Origin of the sequence: Pseudomonas sp. PDM02 (assembly GCF_014852285.1) — a bacterium.
In the GTDB taxonomy this organism is placed as follows: Bacteria; Pseudomonadota; Gammaproteobacteria; order Pseudomonadales; family Pseudomonadaceae; genus Aquipseudomonas; species Aquipseudomonas migulae.
The window spans coordinates 69928-81696 of sequence record NZ_JACVBL010000008.1 but is presented as its reverse complement, the minus strand read 5'-3'; the positions used below and the strand labels follow the sequence as shown (position 1 = coordinate 81696).

At 59.6% G+C, this 11769-nt stretch carries 11 protein-coding genes; 10 read left to right on the top strand and 1 reads right to left on the bottom strand.

Features of this window, described 5'->3' with window-relative positions:
• The first annotated feature begins 37 nt into the window (after nucleotides 1-37).
• The 5 genes from ribF to ispH all read left to right on the top strand — a co-directional run bounded on the left by ribF (nucleotide 38) and on the right by ispH (nucleotide 5889).
• Nucleotides 38-988 carry a bifunctional riboflavin kinase/FAD synthetase gene (gene ribF / locus IB245_RS15475; RefSeq protein ID WP_008028822.1) on the top strand — a complete coding sequence of 317 codons (951 nt, stop codon included), beginning with the start codon at nucleotides 38-40 and terminating at the stop codon, nucleotides 986-988.
• A complete protein-coding gene (gene ileS, locus IB245_RS15470; RefSeq protein ID WP_008028820.1) occupies nucleotides 989-3820 on the top strand; it encodes an isoleucine--tRNA ligase in 2832 nt (943 codons plus the stop codon). It abuts the gene before it with no gap.
• Nucleotides 3813-4325: a signal peptidase II gene (gene lspA, locus IB245_RS15465; RefSeq protein ID WP_008028819.1), complete on the top strand. Its 513-nt coding sequence runs from the start codon at nucleotides 3813-3815 to the stop codon at nucleotides 4323-4325. The genes ileS and lspA overlap by 8 nt, the downstream gene beginning before the upstream one ends.
• A gap of 7 nt (nucleotides 4326-4332) precedes the next feature.
• Complete coding sequence (fkpB, locus tag IB245_RS15460; RefSeq protein WP_177318884.1) at nucleotides 4333-4770, top strand: FKBP-type peptidyl-prolyl cis-trans isomerase; 438 nt, start codon at nucleotides 4333-4335, stop codon at nucleotides 4768-4770.
• A 171-nt stretch (nucleotides 4771-4941) separates the two neighbouring features.
• Nucleotides 4942-5889: a 4-hydroxy-3-methylbut-2-enyl diphosphate reductase gene (gene ispH, locus IB245_RS15455; RefSeq protein WP_008028815.1), complete on the top strand. Its 948-nt coding sequence runs from the start codon at nucleotides 4942-4944 to the stop codon at nucleotides 5887-5889.
• Here the strand turns inward: ispH and IB245_RS15450 are convergent.
• Nucleotides 5866-6408 carry a GspH/FimT family pseudopilin gene (locus IB245_RS15450; protein WP_192228003.1) on the bottom strand — a complete coding sequence of 181 codons (543 nt, stop codon included), beginning with the start codon at nucleotides 6406-6408 and terminating at the stop codon, nucleotides 5866-5868. The two genes, ispH and IB245_RS15450, sit on opposite strands and share 24 nt — an antisense overlap.
• 129 nt (nucleotides 6409-6537) lie before the next feature.
• Here IB245_RS15450 and IB245_RS15445 point away from each other — a divergent pair, with 129 nt between their 5' ends.
• The 5 genes from IB245_RS15445 to IB245_RS15425 are packed head-to-tail and all read left to right on the top strand — an operon-like array spanning nucleotide 6538 to nucleotide 11758.
• Nucleotides 6538-7011, top strand: a complete 474-nt coding sequence (locus tag IB245_RS15445; protein ID WP_192228002.1) for a GspH/FimT family pseudopilin — start codon at nucleotides 6538-6540, stop codon at nucleotides 7009-7011.
• Nucleotides 7008-7457 carry a type IV pilus modification protein PilV gene (gene pilV, locus IB245_RS15440; protein WP_192228001.1) on the top strand — a complete coding sequence of 150 codons (450 nt, stop codon included), beginning with the start codon at nucleotides 7008-7010 and terminating at the stop codon, nucleotides 7455-7457. The genes IB245_RS15445 and pilV overlap by 4 nt, the downstream gene beginning before the upstream one ends.
• Nucleotides 7454-8167, top strand: a complete 714-nt coding sequence (locus IB245_RS15435; RefSeq protein WP_192228000.1) for a PilW family protein — start codon at nucleotides 7454-7456, stop codon at nucleotides 8165-8167. Before pilV ends, IB245_RS15435 begins: the two co-directional genes overlap by 4 nt.
• An 11-nt stretch (nucleotides 8168-8178) precedes the next feature.
• Nucleotides 8179-8658, top strand: coding sequence for a PilX N-terminal domain-containing pilus assembly protein (locus tag IB245_RS15430; RefSeq protein ID WP_192227999.1), 480 nt, complete (start codon nucleotides 8179-8181; stop codon nucleotides 8656-8658).
• On the top strand, nucleotides 8645-11758 hold the full coding sequence (locus IB245_RS15425; RefSeq protein WP_192227998.1) for a pilus assembly protein: 3114 nt from the start codon (nucleotides 8645-8647) through the stop codon (nucleotides 11756-11758). Before IB245_RS15430 ends, IB245_RS15425 begins: the two co-directional genes overlap by 14 nt.
• The last annotated feature ends 11 nt before the right edge of the window (nucleotides 11759-11769 follow it).

Below are 11769 nucleotides of genomic sequence, written 5' to 3'. Positions count from 1 at the left end.
GGTTATAATCGACCACTTTATGAGCAAGAAGCGCGTTATGCAGCTGGTTCGAGGCCTCCACAACCTGCGCCCCCAGCATCGGGGCTGTGTCGCCACTATTGGCAACTTTGACGGTGTTCACCGTGGCCACCAGGCTATCCTGGCGAGGCTGCGTGAGCGAGCGCTCGAGTTGGGCGTGCCCAGCTGCGTGGTGATTTTCGAGCCGCAGCCACGGGAGTTTTTCGCCCCGGAGACAGCGCCGGCCCGCTTGGCGCGCCTGCGTGACAAACTCCAGCTGCTGGCTGACGAAGGCGTCGACCGGGTCTTGTGCCTGGCTTTCAACCAGCGCCTGAGCAAGCTCAGCGCCAGCGAATTCGTTGATACCATTCTGGTGGACGGTCTCGGCGTGCAGCATCTTGAGGTCGGTGACGACTTCCGCTTCGGCTGTGACCGGGTAGGGGATTTCGATTTCCTGCAACAGGCCGGCGTCATGCAGGGCTTCACCGTCGAAGCGGCGCAAACCGTTGAGCTGGACGGCATTCGCGTCAGCAGCACCCAGGTGCGAAATGCCCTGGCCGCTGCCGATTTCGCCTTGGCAGAGCGTCTGCTCGGTCGGCCGTTCCAGATTACCGGGCGAGTCCTGCATGGCCAGAAACTGGCGCGCCAGTTGGGTACGCCAACCGCCAACATTCAACTCAAGCGCCGTCGCGTGCCGCTCACCGGGGTTTACCTGGTCAACGTCGACATCGACGGCAAGACCTGTCCAGGCGTCGCCAATATTGGCGTGCGTCCTACGGTCCAAGGGGATGGCAAAGCCCACCTCGAAGTACATCTTTTAGATTTTGCCGGCGATCTGTATGACCGGCGTTTGACGGTGGTTTTCCACCACAAGCTGCGTGAAGAGCAGCGTTTCGCCTCTCTGGAGGCGCTTAAGACGGCGATCAATGCGGATGTCGCCGCCGCCCGTGCCCTGTCGCACCTAGCGCCAATCGCTAATGAAGAGCCATAAATGACCGACTATAAAGCCACGCTAAACCTTCCGGACACCGCCTTCCCAATGAAGGCCGGCCTGCCACAGCGCGAACCGCAGATTCTGCAGCGCTGGGACAGTATTGGCCTGTACGGAAAGTTGCGCGAGATTGGCAAGGATCGTCCGAAGTTCGTTCTGCACGACGGTCCTCCGTACGCCAACGGCACGATTCACATCGGTCATGCGCTGAACAAGATCCTCAAGGACATGATCATCCGCTCGAAAACCCTCTCGGGTTTCGACGCGCCTTATGTTCCGGGCTGGGACTGCCACGGTCTGCCGATCGAGCACAAAGTCGAAGTGACCCACGGCAAGAACCTGGGCGCGGACAAGACCCGCGAACTGTGCCGTGCCTACGCCACCGAGCAGATCGAAGGCCAGAAATCCGAATTCATCCGTCTGGGCGTGTTGGGCGACTTCGCCAACCCGTACAAGACCATGGACTTCAAAAACGAGGCCGGTGAAATCCGCGCGCTCGCCGAAATCGTCAAGGGCGGTTTCGTGTTCAAGGGCCTGAAGCCTGTGAACTGGTGCTTCGACTGCGGTTCGGCCCTGGCTGAAGCGGAAGTCGAGTACGAGAACAAAAAGTCCTCGACCATCGACGTGGCGTTCCCGATTGCCGATGAAGCCAAGCTGGCTGCCGCTTTCGGTCTGCCGTCGCTGGGCAAACCTGCTTCGATCGTGATCTGGACCACCACCCCGTGGACCATCCCGGCCAACCAGGCGCTGAACGTTCACCCGGAATTCAACTACGCCCTGGTCGATGTCGGCGACAAGTTGCTGGTGTTGGCTGAAGAGCTGGTTGAATCCTGCCTGGTCCGTTACAGCCTGGAAGGCTCGGTCATCGCGACCACCACCGGTAAAGAACTGGAACTGATCAACTTCCGTCACCCGTTCTACGACCGTCTGTCGCCGGTTTACCTGGCCGACTACGTTGAACTGGGCGCTGGCACCGGTGTGGTTCACTCCGCTCCGGCCTACGGCGTGGACGACTTCGTGACCTGCAAGAAATACGGCATGGTCAACGACGACATCCTCAACCCGGTACAAAGCAACGGCGTCTACGCGACTTCGCTGGAGTTCTTTGGCGGCCAGTTCATCTGGAAAGCCAACCCGGCCATCGTCGACAAGCTGACCGAAGTCGGTGCGCTGCTGCACACCACCATCATCGAACACAGCTACATGCATTGCTGGCGTCACAAGACCCCGCTGATCTACCGCGCCACCGCGCAGTGGTTCATCGGCATGGACAAAGAGCCTGTCAGCGGCGACACCCTGCGCAAGCGCGCTCTTAAAGCCATCGAAGAAACTCAGTTCGTTCCGGCCTGGGGCCAGGCGCGCCTGCACTCGATGATCGCCAACCGTCCGGACTGGTGCATCTCCCGTCAGCGCAACTGGGGTGTGCCGATCCCGTTCTTCCTGAACAAGGAAAGCGGCGAGCTGCACCCACGTACCGCCGAGCTGATGGAAGAAGTCGCCAAGCGCGTCGAAGTCGAAGGCATCGAAGCCTGGTTCAAGATGGACGCTGCCGAGCTACTCGGTGACGAAGCGCCGCAGTACGACAAGATCAGCGACACCCTGGACGTCTGGTTCGATTCGGGCACCACGCACTGGCACGTCCTGCGCGGTTCGCACCCGATGGGCCACGAAACCGGTCCACGCGCCGACCTGTACCTGGAAGGCTCGGACCAACACCGTGGCTGGTTCCATTCGTCGCTGCTGACCGGTTGCGCCATCGACGACCACGCGCCATACCGCGAGCTGCTGACCCACGGCTTCACCGTCGACGAGTCTGGCCGCAAGATGTCCAAGTCGCTGGGCAACGTAATCGCGCCGCAAAAAGTCAACGACACTCTGGGCGCCGACATCATGCGTCTGTGGGTCGCATCCACCGACTATTCGGGTGAAATGGCGGTTTCCGAACAGATCCTGCAACGCAGTGCGGACGCCTACCGGCGTATCCGTAACACCGCGCGCTTCCTGCTCTCCAACCTGACCGGTTTCAACCCGGCCACCGACATCCTGCCGGCCGAAGAAATGCTCGCGCTGGACCGTTGGGCCGTGGATCGCACCTTGCTGCTGCAACGCGAGCTGCAAGAGCACTACGGCGAATACCGCTTCTGGAACGTCTACTCCAAGATCCACAACTTCTGCGTGCAGGAGCTGGGCGGTTTCTACCTCGATATCATCAAGGACCGTCAGTACACCACTGGCGCCAACAGCAAGGCCCGCCGTTCGGCGCAAACCGCGCTGTACCACATCTCCGAAGCGCTGGTGCGCTGGATCGCGCCGATCCTCGCGTTCACCGCCGACGAACTGTGGGAATACCTGCCGGGCGAGCGCAACGAATCGGTGATGCTCAACACCTGGTACGAAGGCCTGACCGAACTGCCGGAAAACGTCGAACTGGGCCGCGCCTACTGGGAGCGGATCATGGCGGTGAAGGTCGCTGTGAACAAAGAAATGGAAATCCAGCGCGCGGCCAAAGCCGTCGGTGGCAACCTGCAGGCCGAAGTGACGCTGTTCGCCGAAGACGCCCTGAGCGCCGACCTGGCCAAGCTGAGCAACGAATTGCGCTTCGTACTGATCACCTCGACCGCCAGCGTTGCGCCGTTCGTACAGGCTCCGGCCGATGCAGTGGTCACCGAAGTCAGCGGCCTGAAGCTGAAAATCGTCAAGTCGGCCTTCGCCAAGTGCGCCCGTTGCTGGCACTGCCGTGAAGACGTCGGCGTGAACCCGGAACATCCGGAAATCTGCGGTCGTTGCGTCGATAACATCAGCGGCACTGGCGAGGTTCGTCACTATGCCTAATGCCATTGGCCGTTTCGGACGGCTGGGCTGGCTCTGGTTGAGTTTGCTGGTCCTGGTCATCGACCAGGCCAGCAAGTTCTACTTCGAAGGCAAGCTTGAGATGTACCAGCAGATTGTAGTGATCCCCGATTACTTCAGCTGGACCCTGGCCTACAACACAGGCGCGGCGTTCAGCTTCCTGGCGGACAGCTCGGGCTGGCAGCGCTGGTTGTTCGCCCTGATCGCGGTCGTGGTCAGTGCGGTGCTGGTGGTGTGGCTCAAGCGTCTGGGGCGCAACGAAACCTGGCTGGCCATCGCATTGGCGCTGGTCCTGGGTGGTGCGCTGGGCAATCTGTACGACCGCATAGCCTTGGGTCATGTGATCGATTTCATCCTGGTGCATTGGCAGAACCGCTGGTACTTCCCGGCGTTCAACTTCGCCGACAGTGCAATTACTGTGGGTGCGGTGATGCTGGCGCTGGACATGTTCAAATCAAAGAAGACGGGAGAAGCAGTTCATGACTGAACAGGTATTGGCTGAGCAACGCATCCGCCAGAACACGGAAGTCACCTTGCACTTTGCACTGCGCCTGGAGAACGGCGACACCGTCGACAGCACCTTCGACAAAGCCCCGGCGACCTTCCAGGTCGGCGACGGTAACCTGTTGCCAGGTTTCGAAGCGGCCCTGTTCGGCTTCAAGGCCGGCGACAAGCGTACGTTGACGATTCAGCCGGAAAACGCTTTCGGTCAGCCGAACCCGCAAAACGTGCAGATCATCCCGCGTTCGCAGTTCAAGGACATGGACCTGTCACCGGGTTTGCTGGTGATCTTCAACGATGCGGCGAATACTGAGCTGCCTGGCGTGGTGAAAGAGTTCGATGACGAGCAAGTGACCATCGACTTCAACCATCCGTTGGCCGGCAAGACATTGACCTTTGACGTGGAAATCATCACCGTCAAATCGCTGTAACTGACTGAATGCGGTCAAATGTAGGAACAGAGCTTGCTCCGGGCGGCGTTCCGACGAAGGCGTCATCACATTCAACATCAATGTTGACTGGCACACCGCTTTCGCGAGCAAGCTCTGCTCCTACAGGATGTAATGTTCTAATTTTCCTGCGCGCAAGACACGAGGCACAGCATGCAAATCAAACTCGCCAACCCCCGTGGCTTCTGCGCCGGTGTGGACCGGGCGATCGAAATCGTCAACCGCGCCCTGGAAGTTTTCGGGCCGCCGATCTATGTGCGCCACGAAGTGGTCCACAACAAATTCGTCGTCGAAGACTTGCGCGCTCGCGGCGCGATCTTCGTTGAAGAGCTGGATCAGGTGCCGGACGACGTCATCGTGATCTTCAGTGCCCACGGCGTTTCCCAGGCGGTGCGTACCGAAGCCGCCGGCCGTGGCCTGAAGGTGTTCGACGCCACCTGCCCGCTGGTGACCAAAGTGCACATCGAGGTCGCGCGCTACAGCCGCGACGGCCGTGAATGCATCCTCATCGGCCACGCCGGTCACCCGGAAGTCGAAGGCACCATGGGCCAGTACGATGGCAGCAATGGCGGCGCGATTTACCTGGTCGAGGACGAGAAAGACGTCGCCGCCTTGCAGGTGAACAACCCCGAAAAACTGGCGTTCGTGACCCAGACCACCCTGTCCATGGACGATACCAGCCGCGTCATCGACGCCCTGCGTACACGCTTCCCGGCAATTGGTGGTCCGCGCAAGGACGACATCTGCTATGCCACGCAAAACCGTCAGGACGCCGTCAAGACGCTGGCTGACGAATGCGACGTGGTGCTGGTTGTCGGCAGCCCGAACAGCTCCAACTCCAATCGCCTGCGTGAGCTGGCCGAACGCATGGCCACTCCGGCCTACCTGATCGACGGCGCTGAAGACCTGCAAAAGAGCTGGTTCGACGGTGTCGAGCGCATCGGCATTACCGCAGGGGCCTCTGCACCGGAAGTACTGGTGCGTGGCGTGATCCAGCAGTTGCAGGCATGGGGCGCTACTGGTGCCGATGAACTGGCGGGTCGCGAGGAGAACATCACGTTCTCCATGCCGAAAGAGTTACGCGTTCGTTCGCTGCTTTGATTTTTTTCCTTCCTCGCACAACGCCTGCACAGCCTTGATGCTGCGCAGGCTGACGCGACCGCTCGGGGCCAGCACCACTTGGTGCTGACTCACTGGCTCGTGTTTTGCGCAAACATGCAATGTCCCCGCTTGAAAGCCTCCGTGCTGCGGTTCGCCGAGATGGCTGAATCGTACTGAAGTCCTGACATAGTGATTGCCGACAACCGGCACCCGAGTGTCGCTTCGGCGCTCGACCAGCAGCGGATTGTTGCTGTCCTCATGTCCCTTGCCATTTAAATCCAGAATCATCCGCCAGCCTTGGCCCCAATCGTCGTTTATCCCGTGTATGACGACAGCCTGGTTTCGCGTGATCGCCTCGCTTCTGGCACTGCGCATGCCACTGACAAGCGACTTCGCTGCCTCCTCCTGATGGTTCGATTCCGTGAGCGCTGCGAACGCCGGACTGACCAGATGCAGAACAATCCCGACAATCGTCAGTCCCATGAGCAGTTCAATCAGACTGAAACCCTGCTGATGCATGACATCTCCCTCCCTGGAGTGCGGTGGCCCGCGCAATCCTTGCGCAGTAATGGCAAAACAACCGACACCTGTGGGTCGATTGTTCTAGCGTGTAACAGCAGGTATAGCCGACGGCAACGGAGGGCATTGATGGATCATCGTACAAAAGGTTTCACGCTGATCGAGTTGCTGGTCGCGCTTGCGGTCTTTTTGATTCTGATCACCCTGGCAGTGCCGGGGTTTACCCGTTCGGTGCAAGGCACCAGGGCTGATACCGAGATCGGCGACCTGCAGCGCGCCTTGAATTTCGCCCGGCTTGAAGCCATCGACCGCGGCATCACCACCCGGGTGCGGCCGACGGCGGGTGGCAGCGCCTGGACCGGAGAATTATCGGTTTATGACAGTACTGGCACTGTGGCCAATGTATTGCGGGTTGTTCCCGCGATGAGCAGCGGCGCGACTCTGACGCTAACCTCAGGCGTGACCGCCATCGATTTCAACAATCTGGGCGGTCTGTCGGCACCGTCCACGGCGGTGGTGATCAGCTACGTACTGGGGGCGCAAAGCAGGACGCTGAATGTGTGTTTGAACGGACGAATTCTATTGGGTGGAAGTTGCGGATGAGGGGATGGAGCAAGCGTGCACAGGAGGGCATGACGCTGATCGAGGTTCTCGTGGCGTTGTTGATTTTGAGCGTGGGGCTGTTGGGGGCGGCGGCGTTCCAGCTCAATGCGCTGAAGTACACCGACAGTTCCCGGATGACCAGCCAGGCGAGCTTTATCGCCTACGACATGATGGACCGCATCCGCGCCAACGCCGGCGCCGATTACACCGTCACGCCGCCGACGTTGGGCAACCTCAACGTTGCCCGGGATCAGGACCTCTACGACTTCACTTCCAATATCGTCAGCATGCTCGGCGCCACCGCTACGGGCAGCGTCACCCTCAATCAGCGGGTGTACACCATCACCATTACCTGGGACGACTCGCGGGCTGCCAATGCCGCCAATTCCCGTCGCAGCTTTGTGCTGACCAGTCGCGCCGCCGTCGATCCGGTGGCGACGCCATGAACCGGCTCAACAGAGGTTTCGGCCTGATCGAAATGTTGATCGCGTTGGCGTTGAGCCTGGTCGTGGTGCTCGGTGTGGCGCAGATTTTCATAGCGGCCAAGAACACTTATGTCAGCCAGAACGCGGCGGCGAACATGCAGGAAGACGCGCGTTTTGTGCTGAGCAAAATGATTCAGGAAATCCGCATGGTGGGGATGTTTGGTTGTCTGGGGGCTATTACTGATGCAAGCGCCGGGGCGAGTTTTACTGCCAGCCAGATAGCGCCGATCAGTTGGGACAATGCCAACCTCAAGCTGACCCTGGTGACCGCCGATGTCGGCGCGGGTGGCGGTACGCCGACCTGGACGGTGGTTTCGGATTGCCGAAATACCGCGACGGCTTACTCCAACGTGCAGGCTCCCGCCACAGGACAATTGGCGTTTCCGATTCGACGACTGATCTACAGCCTCAAGAACGGCCAACTGACGATGGGCAGCGGCATCGGCACGCCGACTCAGGCAGTGCTCGTCGACAACGTCAAAGCCTTTGACGTGAGCTTCGGTCTCGCAGCGTCAGCCACCGATACGGCCGCTTCCAGTTACAGCACCAACCCGTCCGACCCTGCGCGAATCCGTAGTGTGCGCCTGACGCTGATACTGAAAGATCCGAACAGCCGGGTCCGCGATCAAACTTTCAACGTGGTTGCCGCTTTGCGCAACCGCTTGCCATGAGGCGCGGGCCGATGAGTTTTTCTCCTGCTACCTCTCACGCCCAGCGCGGCATGGCGCTGCTGGTCAGCCTGGTGTTCCTTCTGTTGCTGACGCTGATTGGCATTTCATCGATGCAGAACGCAACCCTGCAGGAAAAGATGGCCAGTAGCGTAACCCTGCGCAATCAGTCGTTCCAGATCGCCGAAGCCGCGTTGCGCATCGGCGAAAGTGCGGTTCAGCTCGATACCTATACATTGCCGGTTTGCAGCGGCAATCAATGTTTGCCGCCCGCCGAGTCATCGACCCTCACGGCTGCCGGTCTCAATTCCTCCTCGGGGGTCACCTGGATCGCGGCGGCCAACGGTTTCTATGGGGTACAGAACATCGGTACCACGTTGAATGCCGTGAATGTGCCGAGCAACACCTCTGCGACGCTTTATCGGGTCACGGCAGTGGCCATCGTGGGCAACAACGTGCGCAGTGTGGTGGAGAGCATCTATGCCAAATACTAATAGATGCTCAGGGATCTGGCGGTTTCTGAGTGGTATTGCATTGGCGCTGTACCTGTCAGCGCCTGCGTACGCGTTCACGCCTTCAGACTCGCCCCTGTTGAGCGCTGCGGCGGTTGCGCCCAACGTGATGCTGCTGATCGATGATTCGGGGAGCATGAACAACATCATTTGGGCGCCGGGATTCGATCCGACGGTCAGTCGCCCGCAAATTGCCAATTGCAGTTCGAACAGCTCGTGTCTGACTGGTCAGAACCTGGACATGGACGATACCAACATCGCCTTGTCGAGCCTCAATCGCGGCGGTTGCTCCAACAATGGCAACTGGTACGGTTTTTATCGGGGCTTCCTGGGACTGTCATCGATATGCCTGAAGCTGCCCGACCCGGTGGGCAACGAAAACACGCGTTATACGGCTAACTATCTGTCTTATCTGGTCACACTGGCCAACGGTTCGAACAGGGATTTCACCACCGGTACCGGTGCGATCCCCAATGATTACCGCATCAGCGTTGCGCAGGATGTGTCTACCAATCTGGTCACCAGCAACCGTTCATTGAGAATAGGCCTCGCGACATTCAACCCTTCTGTCAGTGGCAACTCCGGCCCCGGCGGTTTTATCGCGCGCGCGGTCAGTGATCTGTCTCCCGTCAGTGGTAGCGTTTCCCAGGCCCAGGCGGACACCAACTACAACGCCTTGATCTCTTCGATCAATGGCTTGAGTGCAATCGCCAATACCCCGTTGGCGGAAACCTATTACGAGATCACGCGGTACATGCGCGGCATGGCGCCGTACTACAACTCGACGCCAACCACTTACACCAGCCCGATCCAGTATCGCTGCCAAAAAAACTATGGCGTGGTGATCACCGATGGCCTGCCTACGTTCGATAGGACCTTCCCGACCAACGATCCGCTCGGTGGCGCCCGCTTGCCGAACTGGGACGGCAACAGCGCGAACGATGGCGACAACCTCTCCGGTGATGGCGAGGGGGACACGTTGTACCTGGACGACATCGCCAAATTCGCCTTCGACATCGATATGCGCACTACCGGCACCGATGCCGGTGGCAAAAACTGGAACGCCGCAGATTTCCCCAAACAGAACATGAACACCTACACCGTGGGCTTCACCGCCGCGAACCAGATGTTGTCGGACTCCGCCGGTTACGGGCAGGGCAAGTACTACCAGGCGACGGACAGTGCCGGCCTGAATACCGCGTTGTCATCAGCGCTGGGCGACATCACGTCGAAAGCCGGTTCCGGCGGGAGCGGCACCACCAGCAGCGCAATCGTCGGGGTCGGTTCCGCTTACTACCAGACCAGCTACGACCCCAAGGATTGGCGCGGCACCATCAAGTCTTACGGGTTCACCGCCACCGGCTCGGTCAATACCTCCACGGTGCTCTGGACGACTGACACGGCCATCGTGCCCGGCGCCACAGCGCCGATTTACCAGTCGTGGAACAACGTGAGCAATGCCCCCGTCACGCTGGCCTTCGCCAATTTCGCCCCGGCACAGCAGACGGTGCTGAATCAAGGCCTGCCCACCGGCATCACGGGCAGCGACCTGGTGGAGTGGAGCAAGGGCACCAACAAGACCGGGTTGAAAGTACGCAGCGTGTTGCTCGGCGACATCATCAACTCGCCTTTGGTGCTGGCCTCGCCAACGGAAAAAACCGCATCCGATCTGGTCAGTGACACCAGCTACAGCACCTATCTGGCCACCAAATCCAGCAACATGAACACCAGCCTTGTGGTCAATGCCAACGATGGTTTTGTCAGCGTCATCAACTCGGGTAACGGCGCCAGACGTTATGCCTACATGCCCTCCAGTGTTTTGCCATCGTTGCGCTATATCGCCGATACCGCCTACATCAACGGCGTCAGCCACAAGTTTCTGGTCGACGGTCAGGTCGGCGTTTTTGATGCTCAACTCAACAGTGCCTGGAAAACCCTGGCGCTCGGCGGAACAGGCGCGGGCGGCAAGACGTTCTACGCCTTGCAGCTGTTTGACGCCTCGGCCGGCAACGTGACCAAGGCGTTGTGGGAAATCAGTGCACCTGCCACAGCAAACACGGCGAACGTTTTCAATGATCTGGGTTATGCCTACGCCCGTCCGGAAGTGGCACGCTTGGCGGATGGTCGTTGGGCGGCATTCATCTCCAACGGCTATGGCAGCAATTCGGGCGTGGCGGCGTTGTACGTGGTGGATATCCGCGATGGGTCGCTGATCAAGAAAATCGTCATCGACAGCACGGAAACCACCAACGGTTTGTCGTCGGTGAAACTCAAGGTCAACTCGCAGAATGTGGTGCAGGCCGCCTATGGCGGGGATCTGAAAGGGCGTCTATGGAAGTTTGATTTGAGCGGCGCCACCACGGACACCTGGGGCGTGGCGTTTTCCGGCAAACCGTTGTTCACGACGGCGGGCGGCGCCACCCAGCCAATCACCGCGCAGCCGTTGCTGGCGGACAATTCACTGGGCGGCAAAGTGGTGTTTTTCGGTACCGGCAAATTCAATGAAACGATCGACAAGACCAACAAGGATCAGCAGGCGTTCTATGCGGTGTGGGATGCTGACGGCGGCTCTGGACAGATCACCACGTCCAGTTTGCAGGCCCAATCGGTGACCGGCGTGTTCTCGGGAAGTACGGGGCAGTTCATCACCACCAGCCAGAACGAAGTGACCTATCCGGCAGAGAAAGGCTGGTATTTGCCGCTGGTCTACAACAGTGTTTTGACCGGCGAGCGGGTGATCAGCCAGGCGACGCTGGTGCTGGGGCGAATCGTATTTACCACGGCCATTGTGGATACCACCGATCCTTGTGCCAGTTTCGGCACTAGCAAACTGGTCGAACTGGATGCGTTCAGCGGTAAGATGCTCAACTACGCGGTGCTCGATACCACTGGCGATGGGGTGGTCGACAGCGCGGACGCGATATCCGCCGGGGTGATTTTCACTAGCGGGATGCAATTCTTGAGCGCCGTTACCAACAGCGGAACAGGCAAGATCCTAACCGGTACCGATTCAACGGTGACCAAGCTGACCGAAAAAGGCGGCGGTGGCAGCCGCCGCATCATGTGGCGACAAATACAGTAAGTGAGAGTTGA

Coding starts and splice junctions, on each gene's coding strand:
- ribF (WP_008028822.1), top strand. CDS start 38: ATGCAGCTGGTTCGAGGCCTCCACAACCTGCGCCCCCAGCATCGGGGC.
- ileS (WP_008028820.1), top strand. CDS start 989: ATGACCGACTATAAAGCCACGCTAAACCTTCCGGACACCGCCTTCCCA.
- lspA (WP_008028819.1), top strand. CDS start 3,813: ATGCCTAATGCCATTGGCCGTTTCGGACGGCTGGGCTGGCTCTGGTTG.
- ispH (WP_008028815.1), top strand. CDS start 4,942: ATGCAAATCAAACTCGCCAACCCCCGTGGCTTCTGCGCCGGTGTGGAC.
- IB245_RS15450 (WP_192228003.1), bottom strand. CDS start 6,408: ATGCATCAGCAGGGTTTCAGTCTGATTGAACTGCTCATGGGACTGACG.
- IB245_RS15445 (WP_192228002.1), top strand. CDS start 6,538: ATGGATCATCGTACAAAAGGTTTCACGCTGATCGAGTTGCTGGTCGCG.
- pilV (WP_192228001.1), top strand. CDS start 7,008: ATGAGGGGATGGAGCAAGCGTGCACAGGAGGGCATGACGCTGATCGAG.
- IB245_RS15435 (WP_192228000.1), top strand. CDS start 7,454: ATGAACCGGCTCAACAGAGGTTTCGGCCTGATCGAAATGTTGATCGCG.
- IB245_RS15430 (WP_192227999.1), top strand. CDS start 8,179: ATGAGTTTTTCTCCTGCTACCTCTCACGCCCAGCGCGGCATGGCGCTG.
- IB245_RS15425 (WP_192227998.1), top strand. CDS start 8,645: ATGCCAAATACTAATAGATGCTCAGGGATCTGGCGGTTTCTGAGTGGT.